This window comes from Pseudomonas sp. IPO3778 (assembly GCF_013386825.1).
Taxonomy (GTDB): Bacteria; Pseudomonadota; Gammaproteobacteria; order Pseudomonadales; family Pseudomonadaceae; genus Aquipseudomonas.
Genome location: NZ_JACARC010000061.1, coordinates 40,387 through 56,641, shown reverse-complemented (window position 1 = coordinate 56,641; position 16,255 = coordinate 40,387). Strand labels below are relative to the sequence as shown.

General features: G+C 61.5%; 11 protein-coding genes. 7 read left to right on the top strand and 4 right to left on the bottom strand.

Going from position 1 to position 16,255, the window contains the following annotated elements; translation table 11 throughout:
- Positions 1 to 26: 26 nt before the first annotated feature.
- The gene (locus tag HX855_RS27780) at positions 27 to 887 is read right to left on the bottom strand and encodes a Dyp-type peroxidase (protein ID WP_177085788.1); all 861 of its coding nucleotides are present in this window, start codon (positions 885 to 887) and stop codon (positions 27 to 29) included.
- Between the two features lie 28 nt (positions 888 to 915).
- Complete coding sequence (locus HX855_RS27775) at positions 916 to 1,638, bottom strand: helix-turn-helix transcriptional regulator (protein ID WP_177085786.1); 723 nt, start codon at positions 1,636 to 1,638, stop codon at positions 916 to 918.
- 127 nt (positions 1,639 to 1,765) lie between these two features.
- On the opposite strand from HX855_RS27775, the gene HX855_RS27770 reads away from it, so the two are divergent.
- The 3 genes from HX855_RS27770 (at position 1,766) to HX855_RS27760 (ending at position 5,954) form a co-directional block, all read left to right on the top strand.
- A complete protein-coding gene (locus tag HX855_RS27770) occupies positions 1,766 to 3,028 on the top strand; it encodes an MFS transporter (RefSeq protein WP_177085784.1) in 1,263 nt (420 codons plus the stop codon).
- A 78-nt stretch (positions 3,029 to 3,106) separates the two neighbouring features.
- Positions 3,107 to 4,732: an NADP-dependent glyceraldehyde-3-phosphate dehydrogenase gene (locus tag HX855_RS27765; RefSeq protein WP_177085782.1), complete on the top strand. Its 1,626-nt coding sequence runs from the start codon at positions 3,107 to 3,109 to the stop codon at positions 4,730 to 4,732.
- Between the two features lie 160 nt (positions 4,733 to 4,892).
- Entirely contained in the window at positions 4,893 to 5,954 is a 1,062-nt protein-coding gene (locus HX855_RS27760) for an FUSC family protein (RefSeq protein ID WP_177085789.1), read from the top strand.
- Positions 5,955 to 6,182: 228 nt separating this feature from the next.
- Here HX855_RS27760 and HX855_RS27755 read toward each other — a convergent pair whose 3' ends face one another.
- Both HX855_RS27755 and HX855_RS27750 read right to left on the bottom strand, forming a co-directional pair.
- Positions 6,183 to 10,001: a hypothetical protein gene (locus HX855_RS27755; RefSeq protein WP_177085780.1), complete on the bottom strand. Its 3,819-nt coding sequence runs from the start codon at positions 9,999 to 10,001 to the stop codon at positions 6,183 to 6,185.
- Between the two features lie 360 nt (positions 10,002 to 10,361).
- A complete protein-coding gene (locus HX855_RS27750) occupies positions 10,362 to 11,114 on the bottom strand; it encodes a TetR/AcrR family transcriptional regulator (RefSeq protein WP_177085778.1) in 753 nt (250 codons plus the stop codon).
- A 363-nt stretch (positions 11,115 to 11,477) separates the two neighbouring features.
- Between HX855_RS27750 and HX855_RS27745 the strand changes: the two genes are divergently transcribed.
- Genes HX855_RS27745 through HX855_RS27730 form a run of 4 tightly spaced genes read left to right on the top strand, consistent with a single transcriptional unit; the run spans position 11,478 to position 16,110 of the window.
- The gene (locus tag HX855_RS27745) at positions 11,478 to 12,185 is read left to right on the top strand and encodes an ABC transporter ATP-binding protein (RefSeq protein WP_177085776.1); all 708 of its coding nucleotides are present in this window, start codon (positions 11,478 to 11,480) and stop codon (positions 12,183 to 12,185) included.
- The gene (locus tag HX855_RS27740; protein ID WP_177085774.1) at positions 12,182 to 13,381 is read left to right on the top strand and encodes an ABC transporter permease; all 1,200 of its coding nucleotides are present in this window, start codon (positions 12,182 to 12,184) and stop codon (positions 13,379 to 13,381) included. Before HX855_RS27745 ends, HX855_RS27740 begins: the two co-directional genes overlap by 4 nt.
- Positions 13,374 to 14,855, top strand: coding sequence for a TolC family protein (locus HX855_RS27735; protein ID WP_177085772.1), 1,482 nt, complete (start codon positions 13,374 to 13,376; stop codon positions 14,853 to 14,855). The genes HX855_RS27740 and HX855_RS27735 overlap by 8 nt, the downstream gene beginning before the upstream one ends.
- On the top strand, positions 14,845 to 16,110 hold the full coding sequence (locus tag HX855_RS27730) for an efflux RND transporter periplasmic adaptor subunit (RefSeq protein ID WP_177085770.1): 1,266 nt from the start codon (positions 14,845 to 14,847) through the stop codon (positions 16,108 to 16,110). Before HX855_RS27735 ends, HX855_RS27730 begins: the two co-directional genes overlap by 11 nt.
- The last annotated feature ends 145 nt before the right edge of the window (positions 16,111 to 16,255 follow it).

The window sequence follows — 16,255 nt, the reverse complement described above, 5'->3', positions numbered from 1 at the left end:
AGCAACGGATATGTACTCAATAACCCTCAAAAAACCAAACCCAAATCCACCCGCCCATCACGCACGGGCGGGCACCAGTAGTACCCCCCAGTCAACGGCTTACTAATGCGATACAACCCATCAACAATCCCATCTTCAAGCCCACTCATCCGCCGCAGCTGCGCTTCAAACGCATCAAACGAATGCCCAAACGCCAGGAACATCAACCCCGCCTGACCATTCTCCGCCCAAGGCATCGACCGGCGCACCACAAACGCCTCAGGGGTAAAACTCTCCTGGGCCGTACGCTTGGTGTGCGCCGACGCCGGCGCATCGTCCAACTCTTCGTTATCGCCATGGCGCCGACCGATAATGTGATCCCGCTCCACCGCCGGCAAAGCAGCAAACCCATCCAGGTCATGCTGCCATTGCTGAATCGCCGCAAAGCTCGCGCCCCCCTCCGCCACCGCCGCATCAACCGCGGCATCGTCATGGGGATTCTCAGTGCCGTCCTCATAATCGGTCAGGTCAAACCCGGTCTTGTAGCGGAACCCCTCGGTCATCTGCACCAGACCAAACCCCGGCGCCAGGGCTTTTTCAAACGCCCGGCTGCGCAACAGCAACTCACCCCGATCCACACCATGCAGCCAGACCCACAGCGCCTGCTGGGTCGACGGATTCTCCGCCCCCGGCCCGCTCACAGGAGGAAACGCCCGCAACCCGTCAATCCGGGCACCCAGGGCGTTCACCAGCGGTTCACCGAAACCCACCACCGCATTGGCGTCGGCCAGCTGCACCAGCGCATCCAGTGCGGCAGGTACAGCCTCCAGGGACTCAATGGCAAAAAACAGATGGCGTGCCTGCAACGGCACCGGTGCGGCAAGAATGCCCGGCTGGTACTGACTCATGTGAACTCCTTCAAGATAGCCGCGCAGTTTACCCGGGCAGTGCCCGGTTGTGCTCAAGGTTTTCCAGGCTTCGCGGGTCGAGGCCCAGCTGCGCCTTGAGTTGCGCCCAGCCCTTGGGCGTGACCAACACCGCACGGGAGCTTTTCGAGCGGCGCAGCCAGTCGGCCTCGCACAGGGCTTTCAGCAGCTGTACCCCCAGCGGCCCGGCCAGGTGATGGGTGCGTTCAGTCCAGTCCAGGCACTGTTGCGCCGCTCCCAAGCGCGAGGGTTTGAGTGCCGCCAGGTCGATGCCCAGCTCGGTAAACCACTGCACCCCGGCCGGCAGCAGTTCGTAGCGCTTGTCTTCCACCGCCAGGATATAACCGCAATGCTCCAGGGCCTGGGTGACGGCGACGCCCAGTTGCCCCGCCAGGTGGTTGTAGCAGCAGCGGGCAAACCGCAGCCCCTGGGCCTGGCGCTCCAGGGGTTTGGCCGGCACCGGGGTGATCACACTGAGGGACTCGATGGCCCGCGCCACATGGGCGCCGGCCAAGCGGTAATAACGGTGCCGGCCCTGGGTTTCGCAGGTCAGCAAGCCACCGGCCAACAGTTTGGCCAAGTGGGTACTGGCGGTCTGCGGGGTGACGCCGGCCGCGTGGGCCAGTTCGCCGGCCGGCAGCGCGCGGCCGTCAAACAACGCCAGCAGGATCGCGGCACGGGCAGGCTCGGCGATCAGGGCGGCGACATCGGAAAAGTTGGCGGCAAGGGGCATGGCAGGTCTCCAGCAGGACCGGGCCAGTATAGGCGCACCGGACGACGCCATGTTTCGATCACCGTCGAAGCATCCAAGCGGGCGCCCGCGCTAGATTCGTCCCCTGGTTCTTCACGGATAACCCGCAATGCCCTCTCCTCTTCTCGCCCAACGCCAGGTACTGGCCGCCACCAGCCTCAGTTATGTGCTGGTGATTCTCGACACCTCCATCGTCAATGTGGCCCTGGAGCGCATCGCTGCCACGCTGCACACCGGTATCAGCGGGCTGCAATGGGTGGTCAGCGCGTACACCCTGAGTTTTGCCAGCCTGCTGCTCAGTGGCGGTGCGCTGGGGGATCGCTTCGGCGCCCGGCGTCTTTATCTGCTGGGCCTGGCGCTGTTTACCCTGGCCTCGGTGCTGTGTGGTGTGTCTGGCGACTGGACAACCCTAGTGGCGGCGCGGGTGCTGCAAGGCGTGGGCGCGGCGTTGTTGGTGCCCGCCTCACTGGCGCTGATCAACCAGGCGTATATCACCGACCCGGCCGGACGTGCAGCGGCCATTGGCGTATGGGCGGGTTGCGGCGGTATCGCCATGGCCGCCGGGCCGCTGCTGGGCGGCGTGCTGATCGAGTTGTTTGGCTGGCGCAGTATTTTCCTTGCCAACCTGCCGCTGGGGCTGGTTGCGATTGCCTTGAGTGCCCGGCTCAACCCCAGCGAGCGCTCGCCAAGGGTGCTGGACCTGCGCGGGCAATTCAGCGCGATGCTGGCACTGGCGACGTTGATTGGCGTGCTGATCGAAGGCCCGGTGCGTGGCTGGTCCTCCATGCCGATCCTGTTGGCCGGCGTGCTGAGTGTGGCGGCCTGGAGCGCCTTCATCTGGATTGAAACCCGCCAGGCCCAGCCGATGCTGCCGCTCACGTTGTTCGCCAATCCGGTGTTCAGCGTCTGTGTGGCAGTGTCCCTGGTATCGGCGCTGGTGCTCTACGGCCTGGTGTTTCTGCTGAGCCTGTATTTCCAGCGGGTGTTGGGTTACTCACCGTTATGCACGGGCCTGGCGTTCCTGCCGCTGACGGCACTGGTGAGCCTGGGCAGCCTGGTCGCTGGCCGACTGGTCAGGGCCTGGGGCAGCCAACGGTTGATCGGCGGGGCGCTGCTTTTATACCTGGCCGGTTTCGGCCCGCTGTTGCTCTACGGCCCCACCCCGTCCTACCTGTGGGTCGCCCTGCCGATGCCGGTGATCGGCCTGGCCGCCGGGCTGATCACCCCGGCGGCCACCAGCGCCTTGATGGAGGCCGTGGACAAGCACCGCGCCGGCATCGCCGCCGGCACCCTCAACGCCGCCCGACAGGTGGGCGCGGCGCTGGGGGTGGCGCTGTTCGGCGGCCTGTTGGCGGGCCACCTCTGGACGTAATGCGTCTAGCCCTTGCCACACGGGCGGTTGATGGGTGAATCTCTAGTCACGTTTTGCAACCACTCCAGGGGTAGCGACATGACCACCGACAACCTGCTCGCCCAGCTGTTTCCCACTGCCGCCGAGATTCCCGAGCAATTCCGGCTCGCCGCGCCCATTGAACAACGTGATTACCTGGTGGGCGGCCAGTTGCATGTGTGGCACGGCCCCTTGGCCGACGTGCGCAGCCCGGTGCAGTTGCGCGGCGCCGACGGTGACACGCCGGTGATCATCGGCAGCACCCCGCTGCTGGACGCCGATACCGCCTTGACCGCCCTCGACGCCGCCGTGGCCGCCTACGACCGTGGCCAGGGCGCATGGCCCACCATGCGCGTGGCGGATCGTATCCAGCACGTCGAAGCCTTTTTGCGCCGCATGCGTGAGCAGCGCGACGCGGTGGTGAAGCTGCTGATGTGGGAGATCGGCAAAAACCTCAAGGACTCGCAGAAAGAGTTCGACCGCACCTGCGACTACATCACCGACACCATCAGTGCCCTCAAGGAGCTCGACCACCGCTCCAGCCGCTTCGAGCTGGAACAGGACACCCTCGGGCAAATCCGCCGGGTGCCGCTGGGCGTGGCGCTGTGCATGGGCCCTTACAACTACCCGTTGAACGAGACCTTCACCACGCTGATCCCGGCGCTGATCATGGGCAACACCGTGGTGTTCAAGCCGGCCAAGCTCGGCGTGTTGCTGATTCGCCCGTTGCTGGAGGCGTTCCGCGACAGCTTCCCCGCCGGGGTAATCAACGTGATCTATGGCAGCGGCCGCGAGACCGTCAGCGCCCTGATGGCCAGCGGCAAGATCGATATCTTTGCGTTTATCGGCACCAACAAGGCCGCCAGCGATTTGAAGAAGCTGCACCCAAAACCGCACCGTCTACGCGCGGCGCTGGGCCTGGATGCGAAGAACCCGGGGATCGTGCTGCCCCAGGTCGACCTGGACAATGCAGTCAGCGAAGCGGTCACCGGTTCCCTGTCGTTCAACGGCCAGCGTTGCACCGCGCTGAAGATCCTGTTTGTGCATGAAGACGTGGTCGACAGCTTTATCGAAAAATTCAACCACAAGCTGGCCACCCTCAAACCCGGCATGCCCTGGGAAGACGGCGTGTCGCTGACGCCGCTGCCCGAGCAGGGCAAGGTGGATTACCTGGGCGGCCTGGTCACCGACGCCCTGGCCCACGGCGCCAAGGTGGTGAACGAGAATGGCGGCGCCAGCCGTGGCTCGTTCTTTTACCCGGCGGTGCTGTACCCGGTGAACCCGCAGATGCGCGTGTACCACGAGGAGCAATTTGGCCCGGTGGTGCCGATCGTGCCTTACCGCGATCTGGAGACGGTGATCGACTACGTGCTGGAATCGGACTTCGGCCAGCAACTGAGTATCTTCGGCACCGACCCGGGCGAGGTCGGGCGGCTGGTGGATGCGTTCGCCAACCAGGTGGGCCGGATCAATATCAATGCCCAGTGCCAGCGCGGGCCGGACAGCTTCCCGTTCAACGGGCGCAAGAACTCGGCCGAGGGCACGCTGTCGGTACATGACGCGTTGCGGGTGTTTTCGATCCGTACCCTGGTGGCGACCAAGTTCCAGGCGAGCAACAAGCAACTGGTCAGCGATATCCTGCATGAGCGCACGTCGAGTTTTCTGACCACTGACTATATTTTCTGAATACAACGCCGCTCTAAAAATGTGGGAGCGGGCTTGCTCGCGAAGGCGGTGTAACAGTCACTGTAGGTATTGACTGAAGCACCGCTTTCGCGAGCAAGCCCGCTCCCACAGGTTGACCGCGTGAATCCTTACTGATGAGGCCACATCCAGATTGATGAACCTGCACTTGCCCCTCTTCGCCCGCCGCTTGCTGCGTCCGCTGCTGGACCCGTACCGGCGCTACCGTCACGCCAAGTTGATCCACGCGGTGCGCGTTTCCATTGGGTTGCTCGCCACGATCCTGCTCACCACGGGCATCAACCTGCCCCACGGTGAGTGGGCCTCGGTGACGATGTTGATCGTGATCGGCGGGTTGCAGCACCACGGCAATATCGGCAAGAAAGCCGTCGAACGCGCCTACGGTACGTTGATCGGGGCCAGCGTCGGCTTGCTGTTGGTGGTGCAGGAGACGTACCTGGGCCAGCCACTGTTGACCTATCTGCTGATGTCGGTGGTGTGTGGGTTCTTTTCCTATCACGCCATCGGCAAGGGCGGGTACATCGCGCTGCTGTCGGCGATCACCGTGTTTATCGTCGCCGGCCATGGTGACAACCCGCTGTCGGATGGGTTGTGGCGCACGGTGGACATCCTGATCGGCATCGTCCTGGCCCTGGCGTTTTCCTTCGCGCTGCCGTTGTATGCGGTGTATTCCTGGCGCTACAACCTGGCCAGTGCCTTGCGTGACTGCGCGGCGATTTACAGCCGGATCATCAGCGGCCAGTCGGTCACTGACGATGAGCACCTGAAACTGCTCAATCGTTTGAACGCGGCGATGCTGCAACTGCGTTCGCTGATGCCTTCGGTGTCCAAGGAAGTGCGGATTTCCATGACCGAGTTGGACATCATCCAGCGGCACCTGCGCATGTGCATCAGCACCCTGGAGATCCTCGGCAACACCCGGCCCGACCCACAGGACAAGGACGCTCTGGCGCGGATGCAGGTGGCACTGAAGAGCGAGCACCGGCAGATCCGGGTGCAGTTGATCGGCATGGCGCGGGCCTTGAAGTCTGGGGTGACCGAACGGCTGGAGCGGCCGAGCAATACGACGCCCCACGAGCAGACCCTTGAAGTGCCGGTGGTCAACGCGCTGGACGGCTACCGTTTGTTGACCCTGCAACTGGCCGCCAACATTGATGACATGCGACAGCGCCTGGCCAAGACTGCCAGCCACTGGAAAATCTGATCAACTGCGATGCCCCGCCTGCACCCATAGCGGCTGTGGCTGCGGGACATTCCCGGGGCGGTGCTGCCAATGGTGGAAAATGCCGGGCACTGTTTGATGGAGGATGCGCCGGCACGGGGGAGTGGAGTGCCTTTTGGAGTTTATTGGCCGTGTGTACAAGGTTGGGTGAGCAAAAAAGGGACAGTCTACGGTTAAATAGAGCTGTCCCTTTTTCAGGCTGGTTTACAGCTAACTGCTCCTTAAACTGTAATCGAGCCCGACAGCATGGTAACGGTTAGTCACGATGGTACCGATAAACCCCGTTTCCCCCGTCGACAGATTCCTTAACCAAACGACTCTAATGCCATTCACCGTACTGTGAAGCGTACGCGTCCAGTAGAAGCCATTTGGCATTGGCCAACGACCGGCATACGACTCCTGAATCACCCGTGACTCATCCAGGTTGGGCAACTGAAGGTTTCTGTCATCACCTGCAATAAACATTTGCTCCTCGGTTCCTATACCGAGGTAGTGAACCCATATCACATTCGTAATTACAGCCGTAATGGTTCTGACCTGTGGCGGACTCGACGAGTCAGTCACTCTGATGGTCGTCACGCCATTACCCCGAGACGAGACCGCCCCGCCAGTGGTGACAGACGCCACATTGCTGTTATCGGATGAGTAGTTATAGGGACCAGTGCCACCAGACACTAGCAATTGCGTCGTGTTACCCGTGGTAACGGTGGGAAAGACGGAGGGGTACCCTGCCAGCCGGTACACCCATGCATAGTGAGAAACGGAGGTTTGCTGGATGTTCAGCGGGTTGACGAGCCTGATGGCGTATTCCGTGCTGGGGAACGTCACAGCTCCCGCCGGATTTTCGCCGCGGTCGTAGGTGACCCTCAGGTGCACCGTGATACGGGCACCGTCCGGCACGCTGAGCAACCAGGCTCGACTGACCCGAATGTTGGCCAGGCCATTGGCTTGCTGTATTGCAGTAAGCCGGTGATTTTCCAGCAATATCAGGGGATCAATCCCTGGGCTGGTAGTTGTCACGCTAGCCCAGACACGCTGCCCTTCCAGACTCAGCGGCCACTTTGCCGACGACGCCATGGCATCCGCGCTCAAGGCTTGAGGGTTGAAACTTCCACCGTGGGGCTCATGGTTAATCAGCAAACGTGGTAGATCAACTTCCCCGATGGTATCCACCCTGACCGTTTGCTCGTCGGAAAAGCCCATGCCGCCTCTGCCAAGCTCAACGGTGTATTGGAGGTGAATTACACTGTTGACACCGGCAGCCACCACATCAGTCGGGATATTAAACGTCACGGTACCGCCATCCAGTCCATCCAGCGGCCCGAAATCCTCCGTGCTACCGTCTGCGTTGAACCAGTGCAACGTAATTCGGTCTGTTCCGCCCTTGTTCATATCCGGGTAGCTGACCAGTACCTGGCAGCGATGCTGCACCACAATCGGGTCAATCGACACATCCGGACCCGAGGGAGGCGTAGATTCCTGGATCTCAGGATGGGGGAACGTGTTGTTCTCCAACTGAACCAGGTAATGCCTGGTGTTAAACCATACGATGTCGGCGACATTATCGCTGCGGTTGTACGTCACACCGAACAGGAACCTCAACTCGGTCAAGTCCTTCAGCAAACGCAAGCGAGAGACCGGGGCAAAGCTGGAAACTCCGTTGGCCGCTTCCTGCGCACTGACAAGACGCCCGCGAAAGATTTCTTCATCATAGGGACGATCGTCATTGAACGTGCCGCTTAACATAAGCCACGCCCGTTGCCCCTCGTGGCCATAGTCCCACTGATCCACGATGATTCGATCCAAGTCCTGGAGCAAATCGACTTGCATCACGGCACTCTCGCCAATACTTTCGAGATAGGCTGCCTTCTGGTTAAACGGTGGCAACAGGTGCAGGCTTAATATCGGCGAGTCGGTCAAAAAGCCGTTACGAATAACCGTAAACGACACCTCGATCTCGCGTCCCAATGGATGCAAGTTGAAGCCTATGACCTCAGGAGGGACCGTCACGTCGATAGACTCACCCACTTGATCGCGCACCTCCGTCTGGTAGCTACCCGCGCCAGGCAACCCGCGCCAATGCACTACCACTACGTCGTTGCGCTTGATGAACTCATACCGGCACCGCACCGTCGCACCGTCCGAAGTGCGCGCGGGGTCGAGTTCGTCGGGTTCGGTCGTGGCTTGTGTGACTTCGGGCAAAAACAATTCGCCCAATGCCGTTCCGATCGTTACCAGCAGTTCCTCGGATATCTGGTGGAGGTCGCCACGGTCACGCACATAGCTGACCGTCAAGGTGCCGTCGATATTGTCGAGGATTAACTGCCGGGGAATATCGACAAGCAGCGGGGCTGCGTCCTGGGATAACCTGTATGTATACAGGCTATCCCCAGTGATCGAGCCGGTGTATTTGATAATAACAATATCGCCTAGCTTGAAGTCCGTAGGCAGCTCAAGCGTCCCCGTACTGCCCACGGTCGTGGGGTCGATATTGCCGTTGAGCGCCTCATGGATAGTCGGTGCCGGCAAGTCTCGGGCGGGGCGGCCAATCTGTACGTACCGGCGGTCCGATTCCCGGACACCGGTGTCGCCAGTGACAACATAGTAAACATTGGTGTCACGCAAGCCCTCGAAGGGCGTGTACTCGGCGTTCGAAAAATCACGGGTTCGCGGATGCGACCCGGCGAGACGCGACGTCGCATACCGCTCTAAACTGCCGTCCACATGGTACCCAACGAAGTTGACAGCCAGGGTATCGCCCGGATCCCCCGGCGGTTGGTAATCGGGCATTTCCACGGTAATGCGTTCAAGGTCCGGAGCGATAAAAGGACCATGGGCCTCCCGGACACTGGGCCTGGGCAATTCGTAGAACGTACCTGCAATCGTGACCGTCGTTGCTCTTGAGCGCAGATCGTCCACCCCCACCCGCTCCCGCACGTAATAGGCGGTCATGGTGCTGCGCAAAAGGGACCTGACAAAGTCGTTGCGGATCGAGAAGTCGTTGTACCCACGGATCATTTCCTCCCGGAGGGTCAAACGGACGAGTTCACCATCATCGGTGGTGCCTTGCACGATCATCCGGATGAAATCACCGGCCTGAAAGTTGGGATCAGTGCGCGCAACAAATACCGATGCGGTAGCTGTGTTCCTGCCCAAAAGATCAACGTCCAGTACCAGGGTCACCGGATCAGCCTCGACAATTTCGGGCTCCGGCAGCAGAAGCTTGTCCAGATCTACATTGACAGGTACGGGCTTACACCAGGGGTACTCTTCGCCGGAGCGATTTCTCACTTCATCCAGCAGGTAAAATTGCACCACAAACTCGCCCGAACCCGCGGCCTCGATAAACTCCGGGGTAATTGTAAACACCAGGTCATACCCCACCTGGGCCGCGGTAATTGGCGGAAGCGGGTACTGATACCCGCCCCAAAAAAAGATTGGCACATCGTTGACCCGCATTTCGGGATACGCCTTGATCGTCGCCGTCACGCCCCTTGCGGCCACGCCGGCATCAATGAACGTTTCCGATAAGGTCAGGATCAAGTTGGAGTGCCACTTCTGATCAGGCCGTTGATCGATCCCGCCCGGGCGCGTGTCCTTGATAAATACGGTTTGAGGAGGCGAAGTGCTGGGAGTACCAGGGCTAATCCGGATGACCTCGCCATAGACATTGGGCACAAAACCCAACTCCACGTTGCCTCGGGGGATGGTTACGAAGAATCGCTGGTCGGTAACCTCTAACGGATCTACCGTATGCCCCCCCAGGAAAGTACCGTTTGCATACACCCGGCACTCGTCGCCCGCCCTCAGGCCCGTCCAACGTTCAAATACAAAGGTCAGGCCATCGGTGAGGTGCACGATACCCAGGCCGTACGCGGCGCCCTCTACAGGCCTGACCTCTTGAGGTGAGATATAGGGGGGGTCCAGATCTTCAACAACTGTCACTGTCTTGCCATCAATCAGCTTTTCGAACGTGACAGGTTTCTTTGCCTTGCTGGTTTCCTTTGGAACGGCGAGCTTGGTCGACATCATCATTCTCCAGGTTCAATGGCGTGCAGACAGAACACGCGACTGAAGAAATCAAACACCCGGCCCCTCTGAGCGTCTACCTGTCAGAATTGACAGTAGCGACGAATGGCAACAGTCGACGAGCTTTTTCAGAAAAATCCCAGTCAACACAAACCTCGTACATTCACACTTTTCCTTACATATTTTTCACGTTTTGTTCACATCCTGAACCGTAGTGTGAAGCCTCATCCGTTACAAACGTTGCACTTAAAAACCCGCCGCCCCAGCGGGTTTTTTTTGCCCGGGATTTGAGTGTTCGCAAGGTTGTTTGTATAGAGGGTGCAGAGACAGACCGGCTCATTGCGAGCCGGTCTTGATGGATCAGCGAGCCACCTTGTCACCGGGCGACGCTGCCTGCTCACGGATCGCGCGCTGGGTATCCAGCACCCGCGCCAGCGCCGTTTCAGCTTCCGGGCTCTGCTGCGGCACGCGAATCGCCGCCGACACCAGGGTAATCAGCTTGGCCATCACCTCGGCATCTGTCGCCGGCCGTCCCAGGCTCATGGAGTTCATCAGCAAGCGCAGCTCGGTGCCGGCCATCACCCCGGAAATCGCCTTGAGGGCAAATTGCAGGCGCACCCCCAATTCGTTGCGCGGCAAATCCGGCAGCGCCAGGGCGAACGCTTCAAAGAAACGCTGGAACACCGGCTGGTAATGCACCTTGAGGTATTCCTGGATAAACGGCGAAGTATCGCTGTACACCCGGCCCAGGAAACGAATGAACGAACGCCCTTCCCCACTCGCCGGGTCGCTGCGCTCCAAGCCCATGGCCGGGGCGAACAGCACGCCAAGCAAGGTGTCGCAGTCCAGCGGGCCATCGGATTCGGCTTCGCACCGGGCGAGCAACTCCAGGCGCTGCTCGTTGAGCGGCTCCAGGCGCTGCATCAGCAGGGTTTTCATCAGGGAATCCTTGTCCCCGAAGTGGTAATTCACCGCAGCGAGGTTGACCTGGGCCCTCTCGGTTATCTGCCGCAACAAAACAGCGTCATAGCCGTATTTGATGAAAAGAGCCTCTGTCGCATCCAGCAATCGAGTCTTGGTAACGTTTGGAGCGCTGAGTTTCTTCGCGACCATAGGGGCTGAGGTTCCACTGCGGAAATAATGTTTTAAAAAATAATTTGATTTTTTATACCGGGGCGGCTGCCCGAAAGCAAGTAGTGACACTACGCCATACAAACCAAAGCCAGCACCGGCGGGCTCATTGAGGGTAGTCGAAGGTGTTTTTGAGCGCCCGAAATGCCCCCTGAAAGAATCGTTTCAAAGGGTAAAACCGCTCTATATCCATGGCTGGCGGAACCGCTGGATCGCGGTTAGTATTCAAACAATATTTTAAAAACAAGAAATAAAACCAGTCCGTGACGCGTACCCGGCAGCCCCTGAACTTGTTACAAGAGTTTTCAGGGGATCCACGGCGCTGTCGAGGCTGCAGGCGTAGTCATGATGACAGAGACCCCCGCGCACCCAGGCTTCATCTCCCTGCAAGGCATCGGCAAAAGCTATCAGCTGGCCGGTCAACACCTGTCTATCCTCAATGACGTCTGCCTGACCATCGACACCGGTGACAGCTGCGGCATCCTCGGTGCCTCCGGTTCCGGCAAAAGTACCCTGCTCAATATTCTCGGCCTGCTCGACCTGCCCGACTGCGGCCACTACCGGTTTGCCGGCCATGACATTTTCAGCGCCAGCCCCGACCAACTGGCGGCGATCCGCAATCAGCAGATCGGTTTCGTCTTTCAAAGCTTCAACCTGCTGCCGCGCCTCAGCGCCCTGGACAACGTCGCCCTGCCCCTGAGCTACCGCGGCGTGTCCCGGCATGACTCGGTGGCGCAAGCCCTGCGCATGCTCGACCAGGTGGGCCTGGCCGAGCGCGCCCACCATCGCCCGGCCGACCTGTCCGGCGGCCAGCGCCAGCGGGTAGCCATCGCCCGCGCCCTGGTCGGCAATCCCTCGGTGATCCTCGCCGACGAACCCACCGGCAACCTCGACAGCACCACCGCCCAGGAGATCATGGACCTGCTGCTGGCGCTCAACCGCGACCAGCAGGTGACGCTGATTATCGTCACCCATGACCCGCACATTGCCGAGCGCCTGAACCGCAAGATCCTGGTGCGCAATGGTGTGGTGCAAGAGGCCGGGCGCCTATGAGCCTGCGGGTCGAACAAAGCCTGAGCCAATTGCTGCACGAGGCGTTTGTCAGCCTGCGCACCCTGGGCAAGCGCTCGATCCTGGCCTTGCTGGGCATCGTCATCGGCAGCTCCTCGGTGGTGGCGCTGATCAATATCGGGCACAACGCCGCCGAAGACGCGGCGATGATTTTCAAAGACATGGGCACCGACACCCTGGTGGCGCAATTCCCGCCCAAAGGCGCCAGCACCGCGCAGATGCCCGCCAGCCTGGACCTGGACGCCGTGCGCCGCAGCGTGCCCGGCATCGCCTATATCGGCGCGGTGTCGCTGTTCAGCGGGCCGGTGGTGTTCCATGGGCGCACCTTCAACGCCAGCTTCGTCGGCAGTACCCCAGACGTGAAGGACGCCATGCGCCTGTCGGTGCGCGACGGGCGCTTTCTGTCGGGTTTCGACGCGGGGGAAACCTATGCGGTCGTCGGTGAACGGATCGTCCAGGCCCTGAGCGCGCCGGGCGACCCGCTGCAACTGGGCGACCGGGTGCGCATCAATGACTACCTGTTCCTGGTGGTGGGCATTTTGCGCAACCAGCCCCGGGCGATGCTGATCCCGGTGCAGGCCAACGACTCGCTGTTCGTGCCCGCCCCGGGCATGCGCCGGATCTACGCCAGCCCGCAAATCGGCAACGTGATTATCCGCGCCACTCCTGGCCAGGACATGGAACGCGTTGCCCAGGATGCTGCCGTGGCACTGCGCGCCCAACTCACCGACCACGACGTCGACATTCAGGTGCCCCAGCAAATGATCGATGGCATGACCCGGCAAAGCCGCACCTTTGCTTACCTGCTGCTGGCCCTGGGCGCGATTTCCCTGGTGGGGGGTGGCGTGGGGGTGATGAACGTGATGCTGATGAACGTCTCGGAGCGGCGCCGGGAAATCGGGATTCGCATGGCCCTGGGTGCGCGCCAACGGGACATCCGCAACCTGTTCCTGCTGGAAGCTGTGACCCTGACCGCCGTGGGTGCCGTCTGCGGCGCGGTGCTGGGCATGACCGCCGCGTACCTGTATGCCTGGCTGTCGGGCTGGCAGTTTTCCCTGGCGGCCGCCGCGTTGCCGCTCGGGGTAGGCAGCACGTTATTGGTGGGGTTGTTTTTCGGGATCTACCCGGCCGTGTCGGCTTCGCGGCTGCAACCGGTGGAGGCCCTGCGCGATGAATAAACGGCTGCTGTTATGGATGGCCCTGGTGAGCCTGCACAGCGTGGCCGCCGATGTGGTGATTCGCCCCTCGGCGCCCAGCACCACCCGCAGTGGTTATGAACACAGCGTATCGCTGAATGCCCAGTCCACCACCCTGACCCTGGGCGATGCGGTGTACCTGGGCCTGCGCAACAACCCGGCGATCCGCAGCGCGTACCTGCAACGGGTGGCGCAGAAGTTCGACCTGCGGGTGGCCGAAGACACCTTCAACCCCAAGCTGACCCTGAACAGCTACTACCGCGCCACCAAAGGCAGCGACGACAATGCCCGCAATGCCAACCTGGCGCCCAATGCCACCTTGCTCGGCGAGTACGGCACGCGCCTGAGCATGAACTGGACCCAGCAACTGAACAACGCCGACCGTGCCGGGCGCTACCGCAGCGATGGCCTTGACCTGTCGGTGATCCAGCCCCTGATGCGCGGCGCCGGCTGGGACGCCACCACCGCCCCGCTGCGGCTGTCACGCCTGTCGGAACAGGCCAACCGCCTGAACCTCAAGGCCAACGTGGCGCAGACCATCAGCAACATCATCGCCACCTACCGCGAATTGCTGCGGGCCCAGGAACAGTTGAGCATCGTCCAGGACGCCCTCAAGCGTTCCGACACGTTGCTGGAAGTGAACAAGGCGCTGATCAGTGCCGGGCGCATGGCCGAGTTCGAGATTGTGCAGACCGAAGCCGACATCGCCACCCAGCAACTGGGGGTGGAAGAAGCCCAGAACCAACTGGACACTAGCCGCCTGGCCCTGCTGCGCCTGCTGGCCCTCGACCTGTCGACGCCGATCCGAGCCACCGAGGCCCTTGAAGCCAAGCGCATGGACATCGACAAGCGCCAGGCCTTCGTCCTGGCGCAGAACCAGCAACCGGAATACCTCGCCACCCTGCTCGGCAGCCAGCAGGCCGACCTCAACCTGGTGATCGCCAAAGACTCCGGGCGCTGGCAAGTGGACCTGGTGGCTGGCGCCAATCAGATTCGCGCCGCCACCAACGACGATAACGGCTACTCGAATAACCGGCGCTGGGACAGCTATGCCGGCGTGCAGGTGCAGATCCCCATCGGCGATATCAGCACCCGCCAGGCCGAGGTGCACGCGCGGGTCGACGTGGAAAACCAGGCAATCATCATCGCCGACGCCCGCCAGCAACTGGAGCGTGACGTCAACGATGTGGTGCGCGACCTGGGCACCCGCTGGCGGCAGTACGAAATCTCCCAGCGCGCCGTGGAGTTGTCCAAGCGCAAGATCGAGATCGAACGGGAAAAACTCAGCGCCGGGCGCTCCACCAACTTCCAGGTACTGAGTTTCGAAACCGACCTGCGCAACGCCGAGAACTCGCGGCTCAATGCGCTGATTGCCTATTTGAACGCCCAGACTCAGTTCGACTTGACCCTGGGCATGACGCTGGAAAGTTGGGAAATCGCCCTCAATGACTACTAATAAAAAACGCCTGTTGGCGGCCGCGTTGATGGTGCTGGTGGCCGCAGTGGGCATCACGCTGTTCAGCCGCCAAAGCCCGGCCGCGAACCCGCCCGGCAACGCCGAGCAATGGCTGGCGGTGAAGGCCGACCCGCTGGTGCACCAGATCGGCCTGGTGGGCAAGATCGAGCCCGACACCACCATAACCCTCACCGCGCCGTTCGACGGCAATGTGCAGGCCAACCTGGTGGAACAGGGCCAGCGGGTGGAAGCCGGCCAGGTGCTGCTGCGCATGGACCCGGCCACCCTCGAGGTGCAATTGCGCGACGCCCTCTCGGCGCAACTCAAGGCACGGCGCACCGTGCAGGAAATGCAGGACTGGGACAGCGGCCCGCAAGTCGGCCGCGCCCGCCGCAGCCTGCGCACCGCCGAAATGACCGCCAGCAACACCCAGCGCAAACTCACCGAAAGTGAAAACCTGTTCAAGCGCGGCATCATCCCGCGCAACGAACTCGACGACCTGAAACAGCAGACCGCCCAGCAACAACTCGACCTGGTGGCCGCCCGCGGCGAACTGCAACAGGCGACCGAACAAGGCAAGGGCGAATACCGGCAGATCGCCGATATGGAGCTGACCAATGCCACGGTGAAATATGACGCCCTGCGCACCCTGCTCGATGGCAAGGAAGTCAAGGCCCCGTTCTCCGGCATCGTGGTGCCGGCGCCGGGCAGTAATTCGTCGTCTCAGGGCGGCGGGAACAACAACGTACCGGTGCAGGCCGGGAGCAAGGTCAACCAGGGCCAGGTACTGTTTGGGCTGGCCAATATCGAGAAGCTGAAAATCGTCGCCAAGGTATCGGAACTGGACATCAACCAACTGCACCAGGGCCAGGCGGTGGAGGTGATGGGCGACGGGTTTGACGGTGAGCGGCTGACGGGGTCAGTCAGCGTGGTCAGCGGGTTGGCGATTGCCAGCGACAGCCAGGGCAGTGCGCAGTTTCCGGTGACCCTGTCGATTCCCAAGTTGACGCCGCCGCAGTTGCAACGCGTGCGGCTGGGGATGAGTGCACGGTTGACCATTGTGACCTACAACAATGACCAGGCGATTGTGGTGCCGGCCCAGGCGATCACGCGCGGGGACGGGGGGATGACCGTGGAATACCGGGCGGCGATGGATCAGCCGGTGGAGCGGGTGACGGTGACCACCGGGCAGTCGACGGCCCAGGGAGTTGAGGTGTTTGGGTTGAAGCCGGGGTTTGTAAAGGTTGGGCCATGAACCCCAAACCCTAGGCGAATGAAGATCAAAATGTGGGAGCGGGTTTGCTGTGGTAAGCGGGCTTGCTGTGGCGAGCGGGCTTGCCCCGCGTTGGGCTGCGAAGCAGCCCCATCAATCTGTGGTGAACCGGCCCCAAGAAAAGCGG

Bases quoted from the DNA above. Each gene is read 5' to 3' on its own strand.
- HX855_RS27745 (WP_177085776.1), top strand. From the start codon at position 11,478: ATGATGACAGAGACCCCCGCGCACCCAGGCTTCATCTCCCTGCAAGGC.
- HX855_RS27755 (WP_177085780.1), bottom strand. From the start codon at position 10,001: ATGTCGACCAAGCTCGCCGTTCCAAAGGAAACCAGCAAGGCAAAGAAA.
- HX855_RS27770 (WP_177085784.1), top strand. From the start codon at position 1,766: ATGCCCTCTCCTCTTCTCGCCCAACGCCAGGTACTGGCCGCCACCAGC.
- HX855_RS27735 (WP_177085772.1), top strand. From the start codon at position 13,374: ATGAATAAACGGCTGCTGTTATGGATGGCCCTGGTGAGCCTGCACAGC.
- HX855_RS27740 (WP_177085774.1), top strand. From the start codon at position 12,182: ATGAGCCTGCGGGTCGAACAAAGCCTGAGCCAATTGCTGCACGAGGCG.
- HX855_RS27775 (WP_177085786.1), bottom strand. From the start codon at position 1,638: ATGCCCCTTGCCGCCAACTTTTCCGATGTCGCCGCCCTGATCGCCGAG.
- HX855_RS27730 (WP_177085770.1), top strand. From the start codon at position 14,845: ATGACTACTAATAAAAAACGCCTGTTGGCGGCCGCGTTGATGGTGCTG.
- HX855_RS27780 (WP_177085788.1), bottom strand. From the start codon at position 887: ATGAGTCAGTACCAGCCGGGCATTCTTGCCGCACCGGTGCCGTTGCAG.
- HX855_RS27765 (WP_177085782.1), top strand. From the start codon at position 3,107: ATGACCACCGACAACCTGCTCGCCCAGCTGTTTCCCACTGCCGCCGAG.
- HX855_RS27750 (WP_177085778.1), bottom strand. From the start codon at position 11,114: ATGGTCGCGAAGAAACTCAGCGCTCCAAACGTTACCAAGACTCGATTG.